The following is a 17,255-nucleotide window of genomic DNA, read 5'->3' on the forward strand; positions in this document are numbered from 1 at the left end:
CGCGCTGCGCGGGCGCAGCCGCCCGGCGCTCGCGACCACTCCGGCTCGGCGCGTCCCGCGTCGCGCCGCGACCAGGAGCAGTCGTCCGGCGGCGCTGCACCACGCCCACGGTGACGAAGAGCGCGGCGAGCAGGAGCAGCCCGACCGTGGCCAGCAGCCAGCCCCACCGGTCCCGCAGGTAGTCGCTGCCGGCGTCGGGCAGCGGGGACGGGCTGGCCGCCGCCGGGACCGGGGTGTCGGCCGGCTCGGCGAGCCCGGCCTCGACGGCGAGCAGCGGCAGCATGACCGCCGCCCGGGTGACGGCCCAGCCGGGATCGTCGACGAAGACGTCCTCGGTGAGCCCGAGCCGCTCCAGCCCCCGCTCGACCTGCCAGAGGTCCGCGGAGTCGATGTCCGGCGAGCCGGTCACCTGGATCCGGGCGAAGTCGTTGCTCTCGCTGCTCTCCGAGACGTAGCCGACGTTGGCCGTCACCTGCACCCAGCGCGGGCAGCCCGGGTTCTCCTCGACCGCGACCCCGTCGCCGAGGTTGGAGCCGACGTTCAGCGGGGCGCCGTAGTCGTAGTAGTCCACCAGCTCCCAGCCGTAGCAGAGGCCCTGTTCGGCGCTGGTGCGCTGGAGGATCGCCACGCTGTCGGCCCGCTCGTCGCCAGCCGGCGCCGGCACCGTGGTGTTCCCGTCGTTGTTGAGCACCCCCGCCGCCACGCAACCGGCGACGACCAGGCCGATGGTCAGCCAGACGGCCCAGGCGGCGGTCCTGTTCTTCGCCGCCGGCTTGCCGGCCGTCATCAGCTGATCGCGGCGGCGATGATCGCGCCGGTGGCGAGGTGCACGACGGCGGAGACCCAGACCGCGGGGTGCGGCTCCGGATCGACCAGGATCTCCCCGAGCTTGCCCGGGGTGGCCATGTCGAGCAGCAGGAACGACGCGGCCATGATGACCAGCCCGAGGATGCCGTACGCGGACGCGCCGACCAGGCCCAGGGCGAAGTCGTCCGCGCTGGCGGCGATCGCGGCGACCACGATGATGCCGACACCGGCCAGGTTCGAGGCGAGCAGCAGCGCGGCGTTGCGGTTGCGCTCCACCCAGATCAGCTCGTGCAGCTTGCCGGGGGTGGCGACGTCGACCAGCACGTAGCCGACGGCCATCAGGGCGACGCCGACCACACCGTAGGCGAGCGTGACGAGCAGATCGGTGACCAGGGTCTGCACAGGTGACTCCAGGATTCGTCGGGGTGGGAGGAGGTCAGGTCACTTGCCGGAGCCGGGGCCGCCGCCGCGGACCGTGCTGCCCCGCCCCCAGCCCCAGTGGCTGCCCACCCGGGAGTGGTAGCGGGGGTAGGCGGTGGTCATCCGCTCCAGCAGGATCACCGAGCCGGCGGCGAGCGGCAGGATCACCACCGAGTCGTCGTCGTAGCGCAGGTAGACCCCACTGCCGTCGACGTACTGGTCGGCCGGCTGCCAGGCGTCGGTGATCTCCTTCGACACCTGGCTCGGGGTCCGGTTCGAGGTGTACGCGATCGCGTCGGAGCCGAGGTCCCGGCTGGTGGCCCGGGTGTAGCGGTCCTCCACGTAGCCCCGGGGCGAGAAGTTGCCGTAGAAGATCGCGAAGGCGGCGACCACGGCGCCGATGACGGCGAACGCCACCCCCACCACGAACCACCGTCGGTACGTCACAGCGCCACCTCCGTTCGCGACTGCGGGGCTCGCAAACCCGGCTCACTCCTCGCGCTCACAGCTCCACCACCGTCTCGGTCAGGACCAGCTCGTTGGTCTGGGGGTACGCGTGCCAGGTGCGCCAGGCCACCGAGCCGTCCGGGGGCGCGGGGCGGACGGCGAGCGCGGTGACCGCGTCCTCGTCGCCGGGAAAGACCCCGACCAGCGCGTACGGGTCGTCGGCCAGTTCGGCGCGGAGCGCGGCGACCCGGGTGCGCAGGCCATCGCCCGCCGGCCGGAGCACCGTGGCGGTGAACCGGTAGCCGGCGGTCTCGTCGTGCAGGGCGTCCGGCAGGTGCGGGGGGCCGCCGGGCAGGCAGGCGACCGTCTCGGTGAGGTCGCCGCAGATCACCTGGTGCGAGGCGCCGAGCAGGCGCAGCCGCAGCCGCAGCCCGCCGGGCAGGGTCAGCTCACGCACGTGCAGGGCGGGGCGCTCGGGGCCGCCGAGGGCCAGGCTCAGGTCGGCGGCGCAGGTGTCGACGTACGGGGCGTCCAGGGCGACGAGCACGCTCAGCCCACCTTCTCCGGACCGCCCTGCGGGTAGATCATCACCTCGGCGCGGTGCAACTGCTCGCCGAGGTTCACCTCCCAGCCCGCCTCCCCGTACGCCTCGAAGGAGAGCCGCGCCCCGCCGGGCGCCTGGTAGTCGTAGTAGCGCATGGTGCCGCGCGGGTCGAGGCCGGTGCCCTCGGTGGCGGTGTACTTCGCCTGGCCGGACTCGTCCCAGTTGTAGCGGCGGCCGGCGATCTCCAGCGTCGGCGCGCCCGGGGTGACGGTGGCCGACGGTTCGCTGGTCCAGAGCACCATTTCCAGGTCGGGCTCCGACTCGACGGAGAGCCAGCGCTTCACCCCGCCGGCGTCGTCGAGCAGGTGCTCCGCCCAGCTCCAGCCGCCCTCGACCAGGTGCACCGAGCCGCGCACGGTGTAGGGCACCTGGCGGATCTCCACGATGTCGCCGGGCTTGAGCCCGCGGGGGTCACCGCGCAGCGCGTCGGCGTCCCGGTCCCGGAACGGGTCGCCGGGAGTGGCCGTCGGGCGTGGCGCGGACCGGGCCCGGCGGAGGGCGATCACGGCGATCACCACGCCGGCCACCCCGACCAGGCACCCCAACGTGGTCACCACGTACGCCAGCGAACCGTTCACGGTCGTCTCCCCCCAAGGTGCATCGGCGGAGACGGTAACAACCCGACGCACGTGCGCCGTAGTGCCGTTCGCTGAGTGATCGGTCAGCTACGGTCAGGTCCGGTGAGGCGTTCGGTGGCGTACTCACGGAGGGTGGCGCGGCCCATGATGCAGCCGCTGAACGTGGTGAACTCGCTGTCGTCGTCGCGCAGCCGCTCCCAGGCGGCCCGGCCCGCCGCCGGGTCGACCGTGTCCAGCAGCGCGGCCGCGTACGCCTTTCCGGCCGGCGACCCGTGCTTCAAAAGCCGGTCGACCTTCTTGCGGGCCGCCTCGGGATGCTCCCGCAGGGCCCGCTCCACGTGCCGGTACGCCTCGGTGGCCGGCAGGATCTGCCCGGCGATCCCCACCCCGCCGAAGGCGAGCGTGTCCGCCCGGCCGAGTTCCTCGACGGCCGCGTCCAGGTCCCGGTCCTTCTTCCCGATCCCCAACATGCCCTCACTATTGCCCTGGACGGCGGCCACCGACCCTGTTGATCAGGAAATGGATCGGCCCGGCCGGGCCCCGGGCGGGTCCGGCCGGGCCGGAAGGGGTGGTCAGGCGGCGGTGACGGTCAGGGCGTCCTTGGTGTCGGCCAGGTCGACCCGCACCGTGTCGCCGTCGCGGACCTGGCCGGCCAGCAGCGCCTTGGCGAGCTGGTCGCCGATCGCCGACTGCACGAGCCGGCGCAGCGGCCGGGCCCCGTAGATCGGGTCGTACCCGTGCTCGGCCAGCCACACCCGGGCGGCGTCGCTGACGTCCAGCGTCAGCCGGCGGTCTGCGAGCCGCCTGCGCAGCCGGTTGAGCTGGATGTCCACGATCGCCCGCAGGTCCTCGCCCTGAAGGGCGGCGAACACCACGATGTCGTCGAGGCGGTTGATGAACTCCGGCTTGAAGTGCGACCGGACCACCGCGAGGACGCCCTCCCGGCGCTGCTCCTCGGCCAGCGTCAGGTCGCTGATCACCGACGACCCCAGGTTCGAGGTGAGGATCAGGATCGCGTTGCGGAAGTCCACGGTGCGACCCTGGCCGTCGGTGAGGCGGCCGTCGTCGAGCACCTGGAGCAGCACGTCGAACACGTCCGGGTGGGCCTTCTCCACCTCGTCCAGCAGGATCACCGAGTACGGCCGGCGGCGCACCGCCTCGGTGAGCTGGCCGCCCTCCTCGTAGCCGACGTAGCCGGGCGGGGCACCGACCAGGCGGGCCACGGAGTGCTTCTCGCCGTACTCGCTCATGTCGATGCGGACCATGGCCCGCTCGTCGTCGAAGAGGAACTCGGCGAGCGCCTTGGCCAGCTCGGTCTTGCCGACACCGGTCGGGCCGAGGAAGAGGAAGCTGCCGGTCGGGCGGTCCGGGTCGGCGACACCGGCCCGGGCGCGGCGGACCGCGTCGGACACGGCGCCGACCGCCTCGGCCTGGCCGACCACGCGGGCCCGCAGCGACTCCTCCATCCGGAGCAGCTTGGCGGTCTCGCCCTCCAGCAGCCGGCCGGCCGGGATGCCGGTCCAGGAGGCGACCACCGCGGCGATGTCGTCCGCGCCGACCTCCTCCTTGAGCATCGCGCCGTCGGCCTGGAGCCGGGCCAGCTCCTCCTCGGCCTGCTTCAGCTCGGTCTGGAGGGCGGGGATCCGGCCGTAGCGCAGCTCGGCGGCGCGCTCCAGCTCGCCGTCGCGCTCGGCCCGCTCGGCCTCGCCGCCGAGCCGCTCCAGCTCCTCCTTGGCGGTGGAGAGCTTGGTGATGTGGCTCTTCTCCAGCTGCCAGCGCTCGGAGAGCGCGGTGAGCTGCTCACGCTTGTCGGCCAGCTCCTTGCGCAGCCGGGCCAGCCGCTCGGCGGAGGCGGCGTCCGGCTCCTTGGCCAGCGCCATCTCCTCGATCTCCAGCCGGCGTACCGCCCGCTCGATCTCGTCCACCTCGACCGGGCGGGAGTCGATCTCCATCCGGAGCCGGGAGGCGGACTCGTCGACCAGGTCGATCGCCTTGTCCGGCAGGAACCGGTCGGTGATGTAGCGGTCGGAGAGGGCGGCGGCGGCCACCAGCGCGGCGTCGGTGATCCGGACGCCGTGGTGCACCTCGTAGCGCTCCTTGAGGCCGCGCAGGATGCCGATGGTGTCCTCGATGGTCGGCTCGCCGACCAGCACCGGCTGGAAGCGGCGCTCCAGCGCCGGGTCCTTCTCGATGTGCTCGCGGTACTCGTCCAGCGTGGTGGCGCCGACCATCCGCAGCTCGCCGCGGGCCAGCATCGGCTTGAGCATGTTGCCGGCGTCCATCGAGCCCTCGCCCTTGCCCGCGCCGACCACGGTGTGCAGCTCGTCGAGGAAGGTGATGACCTGGCCGTTCGAGTTCTTGATCTCCTCCAGCACCGACTTCAGCCGCTCCTCGAACTGGCCGCGGTACTGCGCGCCGGCCACCATCGCGCCGAGGTCGAGCGAGACGAGCTTCTTGTCCCGCAGCGACTCCGGCACGTCACCGGCGACGATCCGCTGGGCCAGGCCCTCGACGATGGCGGTCTTGCCGACGCCCGGCTCGCCGATCAGCACCGGGTTGTTCTTGGTCCGCCGGGACAGCACCTGGATCACCCGGCGGATCTCCGAGTCGCGGCCGATGACCGGGTCGATCTTGCCCTCGCGCGCGCTCGCCGTCAGGTCCACGCCGTACTTGGCCAGCGCCTGGTAGGTCTGCTCCGGGTCGGCCGTGGTGACCCGCCGGTCCCCGCCGCGTACGGTCGGGAAGGCGGCCACCAGGTTCTCCTCGGTGGCGCCGGAGTTCTTCAGCGCGACGGAGACCGCGCCACCCACCCGGGCCAGCCCGGCCAGCAGGTGCTCGGTGGACGTGTACTCGTCGCCCAGCGGCCGGGCGATCTGCTCGGCGGCGCCGATGGCGTTGACGAACTCCCGGGCCAGGGTGGGCTCGGCGATGCTGGAGCCGCGCGCCGCGGGCAGGGCGTCGACCGCGCGCTGGGCGACCCGGCGCAGCTCGGCGGGGTCGGCCCCGACGGCGCGCAGCAGGCCGGCGGCGGTCGAACCCTCGGTGTCCAGCAGCGACAGCAGCAGGTGCCAGGGCTCCACGGTGGCGTGCCCGCGCTGGTTCGCCAGCGCGACGGCGCCGGTGATGGTCTCGCGGCTCTTGGTGGTGAGTCGTTCCGTGTTCATGGGCTCCCCCGGATCGGCGTGTCCACTGGGAGAGACACAACCAGAGTTGAGTCTATTCCGCTCAACTCCAACAGTGTGACCCCGGTCACCCCGATCGTCGGGCCGCCGGTCAACCGCCGTCCGGCACCACCCTGACCCAGCGCCGGTTGGCGGTCCAGCCCGTGCCGAGCACCACGTCGTCCGGGCCCCGGGCGAGGAGCGTGCCGTCGCCTAGCACCGTGAGGTAATGCTCCCCGGTGAGCGGCCAGTCGACCCGGTAGTAGCGGCCCCCGGCCACCACGCCCACTCCGTCCGGGCTGGTCACCGCCACCAGCTCGGCCCCGAGCGGCGCCACCGAGCGGGCCTGCGCGGGATGCCCGACGGCGCGGACCAACGCCCACTCCCGGCCACCCACCAGCCGCCAGAGCGCCGGGAAGCCCGTCCGGTCCGGGCGCTCGCCGACCAGCCACGCGGGCCGCCACCACCAGGTCGCCGGAGTGACCCACGGTGTTCAACCCGGGTACGGCCGGCTGGGCGGCCCGCCGTCACAGCCGGCGAAGAGCGCGTACCCGTGCTCGGCGTCGACGAACTCCACGAACGGGCGGTCGTACCGCCGGTCAACGGCGACCCGGACGTGGCGTACCTCGTCGAAGCCGACGGCCCGCGACGGCGCCGGCGCGGTCGGCGCCGGCCGCGGGGACGCGGACGACCGGTCGGGTGGGGGGCGGCGGACGTCGCCGATCGAGCAGGCGGCGAGGGCCGGCACCAGCAGCAGGCCGATGATCGGGAGCGCCCTGCTACCGATCATGGGCCCCTCCTCCGCACGGTAGCCTTGCGCGGGTGCGAGTACGTGTCGAACAGACTGCCCTACCGGGGATCGGCGTCCGTCACGATTTGATGACGGAATCCGGCCGCCGGCTCGGCGTGGTCTCCCACCGCAATGGCCGCCGCGACCTGGTCCTCTACGACCCGGACGATCCCGACTCCTGCCAACACGACATACCGCTGACCGACGACGAGGCGGAGGCGCTGGCCGACATCCTCGGCGCGTCGCTGATGCTCGGCCAGCTCGCCGGGCTGCGCGAGCAGGCCGCCGGGCTGCTCACCGAGCAGATCCTCATCCCGGCCGGCTCCCGCTACGTCAACAAGCGGCTCGGTGACACCAAGGCACGGACCCGCACCAGCGCCTCCATCGTGGCGGTGCTGCGTGAGGGCGAGGTGATCGTCTCGCCCGACCCCACCTTCCGCTTCGAGGCCGGTGACGTGGTGGTCGTGGTCGGCACCCGGCAAGGGCTCGACGGGGTCACCGCGATCCTCGCCGAAGCCGACCCGGACGGCTGAGGCGCGGATGCACGAAACCACAACGCTGCTCGTCGAGGTCGGCGCGCTGCTGCTCCTGCTCGGCCTGCTCGGCCGGCTCAGCCGCCGCTTCGGTGTCTCACCCATCCCGCTCTACCTGCTCGCCGGGCTCGCCTTCGGCCACGGCGGCCTGCTGCCGCTCAACGCCAGCGAGGAGTTCTTCGCCGTAGGCGCGGAGATCGGCGTGATCCTGCTGCTGGTCATGCTCGGCCTGGAGTACAGCGCCAACGAACTGGTGGGCAACCTCCGGTCGGCCGCGCCGGCCGGCATCATCGACGCGGTGCTCAACGCGCTGCCCGGCTTCGCCTTCGCCCTCCTGCTCGGCTGGGGCTGGGTGGCCGCCGTGGTGCTCGCCGGCGTCACCTGGGTCTCCTCGTCCGGCGTGATCGCGAAGGTGCTCGGCGACCTCGGCCGGGTCGGTAACCGGGAGACCCCGGTGATCCTCTCCGTCCTGGTGATCGAGGACCTCGCGATGGCCCTCTACCTGCCGCTGGTCACCGCGCTGCTCGCCGGGGTCGGCCTGGTCAAGGGCGGCATCGCGCTCGCCGTCGCGGTGCTCACCGTGGTCGTCGTGCTGGCCGTCGCGATCCGGTACGGGCACCTGATCTCCGCCGCGCTCTCGGCGAAGGACCCGGAGGCGCTCCTGCTCGGGGTGCTCGGCCTCACCCTGCTCGTCGCCGGGGCCGCGGCCAAACTCCAGGTCTCCGCCGCGGTCGGCGCGTTCCTGGTCGGCATCGCCCTGTCCGGACCGGTGGCACACCACGCCACCGAGCTGCTCTCGCCGCTGCGGGACCTCTTCGCCGCGGTCTTCTTCGTCTTCTTCGGCCTGGTCACCGACCCGCTCGACATGCCGCCGGTGCTGCTGCCGGCGCTGCTGCTGGCCGTGGTCACCATGGGGACGAAGTTGGCCACCGGTTGGCTGGCCGCCCGCCGGGCCGGGATCGCCGAGCCCGGTCGCTGGCGGGCCGGCTTCGCGCTCACCCCGCGCGGCGAGTTCTCCATCGTCATCGCCGGGCTGGCCGTCGCCGCCGCGTACCCGGTCGAGCCGCGGCTGGCCGCGCTCGCCACGGCGTACGTGCTGATCACCGTGGTGACCGGCCCGATGTTGGCCCGCCTGCCCGACCTGCCCTGGTTCAAGCACTGGCTGCGGCGGCGCGCCGCCGCCCGGCCGCCGGTGCCGGCGACAGTGGCCGACTGACCTCGGCCGGGCCGGGTCAACCATACGGTGGACCCGGCCCGGCCAACGGTTGTCGAATTGATTCCGGGAAGGTCTACCGCCGCCCCGCGGAACCGCGTTAACGTGTCGCCCCAGCAGCCAGGGTCCGCGGGTGGCCGGTGCCCCCGCCAGCGCAAGCGGAAGGTCGGCCGGTGAGCGTGCAGGAAGAAACGTTCCACGGCTTCGCCAACCCCGTCGACCCCTCGCCCGCCGAGCTGCGGTCGTGGGCCTACCAGCCGGACTCGGTCCCGCTGACCTCGATGCCCCCGGACTGGGACCTGCTGGTCGCCGGGGACCACCTGGTGCAGACGCTCTTCGACCTGGCCATGGACCCGGCCTGCCCGGCCCGCCGGTTCGCGCTGCACTGCCTCTACATCTACGCCGCCGACGGCATCCGGACGAACTTCCGGGCCCACCCGAAGCGCCGCTTCCGCAAGCTCGTCGAGCAGGCCGAACGGGCCGGCGACGAGCTGATGCGCAACTGGGCGCACAACAGCCGGGTGCTGCTCGCCCGGCCGGACCTCTTCGCCTACCGCGACTGGTGCGAGGGGGGCTTGGTGCGCGAGAACCGGCGGCTCTGACTCTGTTTGTTCCTGGGCTGGGGGTGCTCCGTGGCTCGCCGCCGGCGGTGTCCCGGCCCGCACGGGTCTCTTGACGGCGAACGGGCCGGGACCCCCTGCCGGGGTCTCAGTGTCCCGGCCCGCACGGGTCTCTTGACGGCGAACGGGCCGGGACCCCCCGTGGGTCCCGGCCCGCACGTCGGCGGATCGTCAGCCGGTCGATCCGCCCTGCTTCTTGCGCCGCTCGTCGTCCCTGGCCCGGTCGACGCCATGGTCCACCTGGTCCATGAAGCGGCCTTCCCTGACCTTGTCGGTGAAGCCACCCTTGGTGACCCGGTCGAACCGCTGCCGGGCGTTCTCGGCCACCTGCTCCAGCCGTTTCTCCGCCCGTTCCGCCACCGTCTTCGCCGATTCCGCCATGGCTCCCCCTGCCAGTTCGGAGACCGAATTGAGGCGCTTGGCCGCATTCACAGGCTACCGAAACCGCCCTCGCCGTACCCCGCTTTCGCCCAACCACCCACCTCCGCCCGCGGCGCGGCCGGCACCTGGGCTGGCCGTTCCGGGCGTCGGGCGCAAGCGAAGGCCGGCGCGGCCCGGGTGGGCGCGCGCCGGCCTTGAGTCGGTGGGCGGGACGGGTGCGGTCAGCGCTCGGGGGTGCGGCGGGGGCGCCAGACGACGAGCGCCGTGGAGGTGCGGTTGGTGGGGACGAGGTCGCCGCGGGAGAAGCCGCCCAGCGACTCCAGCTCGGCGATCCGGCGGTACGCGGCGTCCAGCTCCGCCTCCAGCCGGGCCACCCGCTGCTGGGCCTCCTCGAGCAACCGCTCCAGGTTGATGATCCGCTTGACCCCGGCCAGGTTGATCCCGTCGTCCTGGCTGAGCCGCTGCACCTCGCGGAGCAGCACCACGTCCCGGACGCTGTACCGGCGACCGCCGCCGGCCGCCCGGCCGGCCTGCACCAGGCCCAGCCGGTCGTACTGGCGCAGGGTCTGCGGGTGCATTCCCGCCATCCGCGCCGCCACCGAGATCATCAGCACCTTGGCCTCGTAGGCAGGGTCACCCGAGCCGACGAACTCCTGCGACATCCCCGCTCACCTCCGCTGCCTGGTCACCCGGTCAACTGAATCGACGCACCCGCGCGTCGAGATGTTCCCGCGCGGCCGGCGGGGTCTGCTCCGCGAAGGTCTCCAGCGCCGCCCGCGCCTCGTCGGACAACTTCGCGGGAACCACCACGTCGAGGGTGACCAGCAGGTCACCGGCGCGGCCGTCCTTGCGTACGACGCCCTTGCCCCGGGCGCGCAGCACCCGACCGCTGGGAGTACCCGGCGGCACCCGCAGGGTCACCGTGCCGTCCAGGGTCGGCACGCGCAGGTCGGTGCCGAGCACCGCCTCCGCGAACGTGATCGGGACGGTCAGGGTCAGATCGTCCCCGGTGCGCCCGAACAGCTCGTCCGGGCGGACCTTCACGTGTACGAACAGGTCACCCGCCGGGCCGCCCCGCTCGCCGGGCTCGCCCCGGCCGGCCAGCCGGATCCGCTGGCCGTCGGCCACGCCCGCCGGGAAGCGCACGTTCAGCGTGCGGGTCTTGGTGACCCCGCCGGTGCCCTGGCACTCCGGGCACTTCTCCTCGACTATGGTGCCGACGCCCTGGCAGTTGCGGCACGGTTCGGAGAAGCTGAACGACCCCTGGTTGCGGGTGGTCACCCCGGCGCCGTGGCAGACCGGGCAGGCCACCGGCTGGGTGCCGGGCTTGGCCCCGTTGCCGTGACAGGTCTCGCAGACCCCGGGGGCACGCAGCGTCAACGGCAGGGTGACGCCGCGGACCGCGTCGGAGAAGTCGAGCGCCACCTCGGTCTCGACGTCCCGACCCCGGGCCGGGCCGCGCGGGCGGGCCGCGCCGCCAGCGCCCCCACCCGTGAAGATCGAGCTGAACAGGTCGCCCAGGCCGCCGCCGCCACCGAACCGGGCCTCGCCGCCGGCCGCCCCGCCGAACAGGTCGGAGACGTCGAACGGCATGCCGCCGGGCTGGCCCGCCCCGCGGGCGTTGCGCCGGAAGGCGCCGGAGCCGAAGAGCGAGCGCATCTCGTCGTACTCGCGGCGCTTCTTCTCGTCGCCGAGCACGGCGTACGCCTCGGAGACGGCCTTGAACCGCTCCTCGGCCTTCGGGTCGCCGGGGTTGTGGTCCGGGTGCGACTCCCGAGCCAGCTTCCGGTACGACTTCTTGATCTCGTCGGAGGAGGCGGACTTCTCCACGCCCAGCGCGGCGTAGTAGTCCTTCTCGATCCAGTCCTTGGAACTCACCGGTCCACCCCCTTCCACGGGACGTACCCCGGGCGTCCCGCCCGCCCGGTGCGGGCGGACGGGACGTCACGGGTCGGCACTACTCCGGATCGGCGACCGCGACCAGGGCGGGCCGCAGCAGCCGTTCGCCGAGTTGGTAACCCCGGCGCATGACCTGCACGCAGGTCGGTTCGGTCACGTCGGCGGAGGTCTGGTGCGCCACCGCCTCGTGCCGGGTCGGGTCGAACGGGTCACCCTGCTCACCGAAGGCGGTCAGGCCGAACTTGCCCAGCGCGGTGGTGAGCTGCTCGGCCACGCTGCCGAACGGGCCCACCAGGTCGCCGTGCTCGCGGGCCCGGTCCAGGTCGTCGAGGATCGGCAGCAGCGCGGTCAGCACCGTGCCGGTCGCCTGCTCCTGGACCAGGCTGCGGTCCCGGTCGACCCGCTTGCGGTAGTTGGCGTACTCCGCCGACACCCGCTGGACGTCGCGGGTCCGCTCGTCCAGCTCGGCCCGGAGCGACTCCAGCTCGGCGCCGAGCGGCGCGTTCGCGGCGGCGGCCTCCTCGCTCGGCTGGGCCGGGGCGTCCACCACCGGCGGGCCGGAGACCGGGACCTCGGCCTCGCCCTCAATCTCGTCGACCACGACCTCGGCCTCCTCGACCAGCCCCTCGGCCGGCGCGTCGGCCGCGGCGTCGGCGGCCGACGTGTCGGTCACCGACTGCTCGGTGGTCTTGCCGATCTTGCGCTTGTCACGGATGACGACCCGCGGCTCCTCGCTGGCGCCCTGCCCGGCGGTCGCGGAGCCACCCGGCGCCGACCCGGTGGAGCCCGGGTCGGCGGCTCGTGGCTTCTCCGTCATGCGGCTACCTCATCCCTCTGCCGTGGGAACCGTGTCCGGGACCGAAGGTCACTTCTTGTCCTCGTCCACGATCTCCGCGTCGACCACGTCGTCGGCGCCACCGGCCTGGGCGCCACCGGTCGCACCCGGACCCGCTCCCGGGCCGGCCGCGCCGGGGGCGGCCTGCTCGCCCTGCTGCTGCGAGTAGAGCAGCGAGCCGGCCTGCTGGGAGACCTGCGCCAGCTTCTCGTGCGCGGCCTTGATCTTCTCGATGTCCTGGCCGCCCAGGGCGCTGCGCAGCTCGCCGAGCGCCTCGTTGAGCTGGTCACGGTTCTCGCCGGGCAGCTTGTCGCCGCTCTCGGCGAGGAACTTCTCGGTCTGCCACTGGAGCGCCTCGGCCACGTTGCGGGTCTCCGCCTCGTCGCGGCGCCGCTTGTCCTCGTCGGCGTGCTCCTCGGCGTCCCGGCGCATCCGCTCGATGTCGTCCTTCGGCAGCGACGAGCCGCCGGTGATCGTCATCTTCTGTTCCTTGCCGGTGCCCAGGTCCTTGGCGTGCACGTTGACGATGCCGTTGGCGTCGATGTCGAAGGTGACCTCGATCTGCGGCACGCCGCGGGGCGCCGGCGGGAGGCCGGTCAGCTCGAAGGTGCCGAGCTTCTTGTTGTAGGCCGCGATCTCCCGCTCGCCCTGGAACACCTGGATGAGCACCGACGGCTGGTTGTCGTCCGCCGTGGTGAAGACCTCGGAACGCTTGGTCGGGATGGTGGTGTTGCGCTCGATCAGCTTGGTGAAGATGCCGCCCTTGGTCTCGATGCCCAGGCTCAGCGGGGTCACGTCGAGCAGCAGGACGTCCTTGACCTCACCCTTGAGCACACCGGCCTGCAGGGCGGCGCCGACGGCGACGACCTCGTCCGGGTTGACGCCCTTGTTCGGGTCACGGCCCGTGAGCTGCTTGACCAGATCGGTCACGGCCGGCATCCGGGTCGAGCCGCCGACCAGGATGACGTGGTCGACATCGGAGATCTTGATCCCGGCGTCCTTGACGGCCTGCTCGAACGGGCCCTTGCAGCGGTCCAACAGGTCCTGCGTCATGCGCTGGAACTCGGCGCGGCTCAGCGTCACGTCGAGGTGCAGCGGGCCGGCCGAGCCGGCGGTGATGTACGGCAGGTTGATGTTGCTGGTGGTGGCGGCGGACAGCTCGATCTTGGCCTTCTCGGCCGCCTCCTTGAGCCGCTGCATGGCCATCTTGTCCTGGGACAGGTCGATGCCGTGCTCGCCGCGGAAGGTCTTCACCAGGTGGTCGATGATGCGCTGGTCCCAGTCGTCACCACCGAGGTGGTTGTCACCGCTGGTGGACTTGACCTCGATGACGCCCTCGGCCAGCTCCAGCAGCGAGACGTCGAAGGTGCCGCCGCCCAGGTCGAAGACCAGGACGGTCTGCTCCTTGGAGCCCTTGTCGAGGCCGTACGCCAGGGCCGCCGCGGTCGGCTCGTTCACGATCCGCAGCACGTTGAAGCCGGCGATCTCGCCGGCCTCCTTGGTGGCCTGCCGCTGGCCGTCGTTGAAGTAGGCCGGCACGGTGATGACCGCGTCGGTGATCTGTTCACCCAGGTACGCCTCGGCGTCCCGCTTGAGCTTCATCAGCGTGCGGGCCGAGATCTCCTGCGGGGTGTACTTCTTGCCGTCGATGTCGACGGTCCAGTTGGTGCCGATCTCCCGCTTGACCGAGCGGATGGTCCGGTCCGGGTTCGTCACCGCCTGGCGCTTGGCGACCTCACCGACGAGCACCTCGCCGTTGCGGGCGAACGCGACGATCGAGGGCGTCGTCCGCGAGCCCTCAGCGTTGGCGATGACGGTGGGCTCACCGCCCTCGAGAACGCTGACGCAGGAGTTCGTCGTGCCGAGGTCGATGCCGACCGCACGTGCCATGTTCGCTTCCTCGCTTCGTAACGGTGAGCAGGTCAAGGGGCCTGCCCGGCGGGTCGCCCGCAGCGACCGCACCACAAGTTGAGTGAACTTGACTCAATAGTGCCACGCGCCCGGTAATCCGCAAGTCGAGGTTGAGCCGACCCGACGCAACCTGACCGTTATTACCGTCCGGTTGTCTTACCTTGCGTCGGTCGGGCACGCTTTAGCGGTGACGACGCATGGCGATCCCGCCACACATGCCGGCGCGCCCGCCGTCGCAGCCCGCACCGGACCCGACGCCGGTCAGGACCCGCCCGCCGACGCCGCGGAGGGCCTGCCCGCCGCACTCACCGGCCTGCGGGCCGCGATCGGGGCGGCCCGGTTCCCGCTGACCCTGCCCTCGGCCGAGCCGGCCCGGCGCACCGCCGCCGGCCTCACCGACCAGCTCGACGACTACCTGCTGCCCCGGCTCGCCCGCCTCGACGCCCCGCTGCTGGTCGTGGTCGGTGGCTCGACCGGCGCCGGCAAGTCGACGCTGGTCAACAGCCTGGTTCAGGCGCGGGTCAGCGCCGCCGGGGTGCTCCGCCCGACCACCCGCTCACCGGTGCTGGTCTGCAACCCGGCCGACGCGGCCTGGTTCCGTCAGGGCGAGCTGCTGCCCGGCCTGACCCGGACCACCGAGCCGAGCGAGCACCCGGGCACCCTCCAGCTGGTCACCGCCCCCGCGCTCCCGGCCGGGCTGGCCTTCCTCGACGCGCCCGACATCGACTCGGTGGTGGACGCCAACCGGGCGCTCGCCGGGCAGCTGCTGGCCGCCGCCGACCTCTGGCTCTTCGTCACCACAGCCGCCCGCTACGCCGACGCCGTCCCGTGGGAGCTGCTGCGCAGCGCCCGGGCCCGGGGCACGGCCGTCGCCATGGTCCTCGACCGGGTGCCCCCGGAGGCGGCCGACGAGATCGCCGCCCACCTGTCGGAGATGCTCGCCGCGCAGGACCTGGGTGCCGCGCCGCTGTTCGTCCTGCCGGAGACCTGGGTGGACGGGCAGGGGCTGCTCCCCGACCGGGTCACCGCCCCGCTGGGCACCTGGTTCGCCCGGCTCGCCGCCGACGCCGAGACCCGTTCGGCGGTGGTCCGGCAGACCCTCGACGGCGCACTGGCCGCCCTGCACCCCACCGTGGACGCGCTGGCGGACGCCGCCGACGAGCAGGTGGCCGCCGCCGACGCGCTGGACGAACGGGTCCGGGCGGCCTACCGGGGGGCGGAGCGGACCGTCGACCAGGGGCTCAAGGACGGCCGGCTGCTCCGCGGCGAGGTGCTCGCCCGCTGGCAGGAGTTCGTCGGCACCGGCGAGTTCTTCCGCAGCCTGGAGGCGCGGATCGGCCGGCTGCGCGACCGGGTGGTCGCCGCGGTCACCGGCCGTCCGGCCCCGGCCGCCGAGTTGCGGAACGCCATCGAGTCCCAACTGGTCACCCTGCTGCGCGGGGTGGCCGCCGAGGCGGCGGAGAACGCGTACACCGGGTGGAAGGCGCACCCGGCCGGGGCGGCGCTGCTCGAACCGGAGCTGGCGCACCCCTCGGCCGACCTGCCCGAGCGCGCCGAGCGGCTGGTCCGCGACTGGCAGCGGGGCGTGCTGGAGCTGGTCCGGGCCGAGGGCGGCGACCGGCGCTTCGTGGCCCGCACCGCCGCGTACGCGGTCAACGCCACCGGCCTGGCCGTCATGATCGCGGTCTTCGCGGCCACCGCCTTCATCCCGACCGGACTGGAGGTCGCCACCGGCGCCGGCACCACGGTCGCCGCGCAGGCGGTGCTCCAGGCGATCTTCGGCGACCAGGCGGTCCGCAACCTGGCCAGCAAGGCGCGGGTGGACCTGCTGGACCGGATCGGCGCGCTGCTGACCGAGGAGGCCGACCGGTTCCTCGCCCGCACCGGCGAGGCGCGCCCGGCCACCGAGACCGGCGCCGCGCTGCGCCGGGCCGCCGGCGAGGTGGAGAAGGCCCGGCACCGCGCCGGCCTCTCCGGTACGCCCGGCCCGGTGTTGCCCGCCGCCGACCAGGGCGGGCGCGCGTGAGCAACATCGTCGGCCGGATGCGGGAGGCGTTCCGGGGCGGGCAGCGGGTCGACCCCGACGTCCTGATCGCGCGCCTCCAGGCGGTCGAGCGCTTCCTCGGCGCCGTCGACGGCCAGGTGCCCGACGCCCAGCTGGTCAGCGCGCACACCGTGGTCGAGCGGGCCGGCACCCGGCTCGCCCTCTCCGGCCACCACACCGTGGTGGCGCTGGCCGGGGCGACCGGGAGCGGCAAGTCGAGCCTGTTCAACGCCCTCGCCCGGCTGGACCTCTCCCCGGTCGGCGTCCGCCGGCCGACCACCGGGGTGGCGCACGCCTGCGTCTGGGGGCAGCTGGACGGCGCGTCCCGGCTGCTCGACTGGATCGGCGTGCTGCCCCGGCACCGGTTCGTCCGGGAGAGCCCGCTGGACGGCGACGACGAGTCCGCCCTGCACGGCCTGGTCCTGCTGGATCTCCCCGACTTCGACTCGGTGCAGCGGACCCACCGGCTGGAGGTGGACCGGCTGCTCGGCCTCGTCGACCTGGTGGTCTGGGTGGTCGACCCGCAGAAGTACGCCGACCGCGTGATCCACACCAGCTACCTGCGCGAGTTCCACCGGCACCGGGACGTGACCGTGGTGGTGCTCAACCAGGCCGACCGGCTGCCCCCCGCCGAGCTGCCCCGGGTCCTCGGCGACCTGCGCCGGCTGCTCGACGCCGACGGGCTGGAGGGCGTCCCGCTGCTGCCCACCGTGGCGGTGGATCCGGCCGGGCTGGACGGGCTCCGCGCCGAGCTGGAGCGGACGGTCGCCGAACGGCAGGCCGCGCTGCGCCGGCTGGCCGGCGACGTGGACGCCGTGGTGGCCGAGCTCGAACCGCTGGTCGGGCCGGAGGCGTCCCGCAGCGGGCCGGGTGACGCCTCGGCGCGGGAGCTCACCACGGCGCTGGCCGGATCGGCCGGGGTGCCGACGGTGGCCGAGGCGGTCGAGGGGGCGTACCGGCACCGGGCCGTCGGCAGCACCGGCTGGCCGTTGGTGCGCGGCTGGCGGAAGCT

19 protein-coding genes are annotated in these 17,255 nt (G+C 73.4%); 5 read left to right on the plus strand and 14 right to left on the minus strand.

What is annotated here, in order from left to right; all coding sequences use genetic code 11:
* The 9 genes from B0E53_RS19475 to B0E53_RS37690 all read right to left on the minus strand — a co-directional run.
* On the minus strand, positions 1-787 hold a 787-nt coding region (locus tag B0E53_RS19475; protein WP_107077379.1), incomplete at its 3' end, for a hypothetical protein.
* Positions 787-1,209, minus strand: coding sequence for a DUF350 domain-containing protein (locus B0E53_RS19480; RefSeq protein ID WP_107077380.1), 423 nt, complete (start codon positions 1,207-1,209; stop codon positions 787-789). The genes B0E53_RS19475 and B0E53_RS19480, both read right to left, overlap by 1 nt.
* A 39-nt stretch (positions 1,210-1,248) precedes the next feature.
* Positions 1,249-1,674, minus strand: a complete 426-nt coding sequence (locus B0E53_RS19485) for a DUF4247 domain-containing protein (RefSeq protein ID WP_107077381.1) — start codon at positions 1,672-1,674, stop codon at positions 1,249-1,251.
* A gap of 55 nt (positions 1,675-1,729) precedes the next feature.
* Positions 1,730-2,221: a DUF2617 family protein gene (locus B0E53_RS19490; RefSeq protein ID WP_107077382.1), complete on the minus strand. Its 492-nt coding sequence runs from the start codon at positions 2,219-2,221 to the stop codon at positions 1,730-1,732.
* A gap of 2 nt (positions 2,222-2,223) precedes the next feature.
* Entirely contained in the window at positions 2,224-2,856 is a 633-nt protein-coding gene (locus B0E53_RS19495) for a DUF4178 domain-containing protein (RefSeq protein WP_107077383.1), read from the minus strand.
* 83 nt (positions 2,857-2,939) lie between these two features.
* Complete coding sequence (locus B0E53_RS19500) at positions 2,940-3,326, minus strand: hypothetical protein (RefSeq protein ID WP_107077384.1); 387 nt, start codon at positions 3,324-3,326, stop codon at positions 2,940-2,942.
* Between the two features lie 102 nt (positions 3,327-3,428).
* A complete protein-coding gene (gene clpB / locus B0E53_RS19505; RefSeq protein WP_107077385.1) occupies positions 3,429-6,020 on the minus strand; it encodes an ATP-dependent chaperone ClpB in 2,592 nt (863 codons plus the stop codon).
* Positions 6,021-6,129: 109 nt separating this feature from the next.
* Positions 6,130-6,414: a hypothetical protein gene (locus tag B0E53_RS19510; protein WP_107077386.1), complete on the minus strand. Its 285-nt coding sequence runs from the start codon at positions 6,412-6,414 to the stop codon at positions 6,130-6,132.
* Between the two features lie 96 nt (positions 6,415-6,510).
* The gene (locus B0E53_RS37690) at positions 6,511-6,807 is read right to left on the minus strand and encodes a hypothetical protein (RefSeq protein WP_168215367.1); all 297 of its coding nucleotides are present in this window, start codon (positions 6,805-6,807) and stop codon (positions 6,511-6,513) included.
* A gap of 32 nt (positions 6,808-6,839) precedes the next feature.
* Here B0E53_RS37690 and B0E53_RS19520 point away from each other — a divergent pair, with 32 nt between their 5' ends.
* The 3 genes from B0E53_RS19520 to B0E53_RS19530 all read left to right on the plus strand — a co-directional run bounded on the left by B0E53_RS19520 (position 6,840) and on the right by B0E53_RS19530 (position 9,155).
* Positions 6,840-7,340, plus strand: a complete 501-nt coding sequence (locus B0E53_RS19520) for a cation:proton antiporter regulatory subunit (protein ID WP_107077388.1) — start codon at positions 6,840-6,842, stop codon at positions 7,338-7,340.
* A 7-nt stretch (positions 7,341-7,347) separates the two neighbouring features.
* Entirely contained in the window at positions 7,348-8,556 is a 1,209-nt protein-coding gene (locus B0E53_RS19525; protein WP_107077389.1) for a cation:proton antiporter, read from the plus strand.
* A gap of 170 nt (positions 8,557-8,726) precedes the next feature.
* A complete protein-coding gene (locus tag B0E53_RS19530) occupies positions 8,727-9,155 on the plus strand; it encodes a hypothetical protein (protein ID WP_091264495.1) in 429 nt (142 codons plus the stop codon).
* Between the two features lie 189 nt (positions 9,156-9,344).
* Here B0E53_RS19530 and B0E53_RS19535 read toward each other — a convergent pair whose 3' ends face one another.
* From B0E53_RS19535 to dnaK, 5 genes are all read right to left on the minus strand, one after another.
* Positions 9,345-9,554, minus strand: coding sequence for a hypothetical protein (locus B0E53_RS19535; protein ID WP_107077390.1), 210 nt, complete (start codon positions 9,552-9,554; stop codon positions 9,345-9,347).
* A 221-nt stretch (positions 9,555-9,775) separates the two neighbouring features.
* Positions 9,776-10,216, minus strand: coding sequence for a MerR family transcriptional regulator (locus B0E53_RS19540; protein ID WP_091315949.1), 441 nt, complete (start codon positions 10,214-10,216; stop codon positions 9,776-9,778).
* A gap of 31 nt (positions 10,217-10,247) precedes the next feature.
* Positions 10,248-11,432, minus strand: a complete 1,185-nt coding sequence (dnaJ, locus tag B0E53_RS19545) for a molecular chaperone DnaJ (RefSeq protein WP_107077391.1) — start codon at positions 11,430-11,432, stop codon at positions 10,248-10,250.
* A gap of 79 nt (positions 11,433-11,511) precedes the next feature.
* Complete coding sequence (gene grpE, locus B0E53_RS19550; RefSeq protein WP_107077392.1) at positions 11,512-12,270, minus strand: nucleotide exchange factor GrpE; 759 nt, start codon at positions 12,268-12,270, stop codon at positions 11,512-11,514.
* Positions 12,271-12,318: 48 nt separating this feature from the next.
* On the minus strand, positions 12,319-14,178 hold the full coding sequence (gene dnaK, locus B0E53_RS19555; protein WP_107077393.1) for a molecular chaperone DnaK: 1,860 nt from the start codon (positions 14,176-14,178) through the stop codon (positions 12,319-12,321).
* Between the two features lie 208 nt (positions 14,179-14,386).
* On the opposite strand from dnaK, the gene B0E53_RS19560 reads away from it, so the two are divergent.
* Positions 14,387-16,225, plus strand: coding sequence for a GTPase domain-containing protein (locus B0E53_RS19560; protein WP_107077394.1), 1,839 nt, complete (start codon positions 14,387-14,389; stop codon positions 16,223-16,225).
* Between the two features lie 17 nt (positions 16,226-16,242).
* Positions 16,243-17,255: GTPase (locus B0E53_RS19565; RefSeq protein ID WP_210406139.1), on the plus strand; the 1,013-nt coding region annotated here is incomplete at its 3' end.

This window comes from Micromonospora sp. MH33, assembly GCF_003013775.1.
In the GTDB taxonomy this organism is placed as follows: domain Bacteria; phylum Actinomycetota; class Actinomycetes; order Mycobacteriales; family Micromonosporaceae; genus Micromonospora; species Micromonospora fulviviridis.

Excerpts from the sequence above, each read along its gene's own strand:
- B0E53_RS19500 (WP_107077384.1), bottom strand. The coding sequence starts at position 3,326 with ATGTTGGGGATCGGGAAGAAGGACCGGGACCTGGACGCGGCCGTCGAG.
- clpB (WP_107077385.1), bottom strand. The coding sequence starts at position 6,020 with ATGAACACGGAACGACTCACCACCAAGAGCCGCGAGACCATCACCGGC.
- B0E53_RS37690 (WP_168215367.1), bottom strand. The coding sequence starts at position 6,807 with ATGATCGGTAGCAGGGCGCTCCCGATCATCGGCCTGCTGCTGGTGCCG.
- B0E53_RS19525 (WP_107077389.1), top strand. The coding sequence starts at position 7,348 with ATGCACGAAACCACAACGCTGCTCGTCGAGGTCGGCGCGCTGCTGCTC.
- B0E53_RS19535 (WP_107077390.1), bottom strand. The coding sequence starts at position 9,554 with ATGGCGGAATCGGCGAAGACGGTGGCGGAACGGGCGGAGAAACGGCTG.
- B0E53_RS19540 (WP_091315949.1), bottom strand. The coding sequence starts at position 10,216 with ATGTCGCAGGAGTTCGTCGGCTCGGGTGACCCTGCCTACGAGGCCAAG.
- grpE (WP_107077392.1), bottom strand. The coding sequence starts at position 12,270 with ATGACGGAGAAGCCACGAGCCGCCGACCCGGGCTCCACCGGGTCGGCG.
- dnaK (WP_107077393.1), bottom strand. The coding sequence starts at position 14,178 with ATGGCACGTGCGGTCGGCATCGACCTCGGCACGACGAACTCCTGCGTC.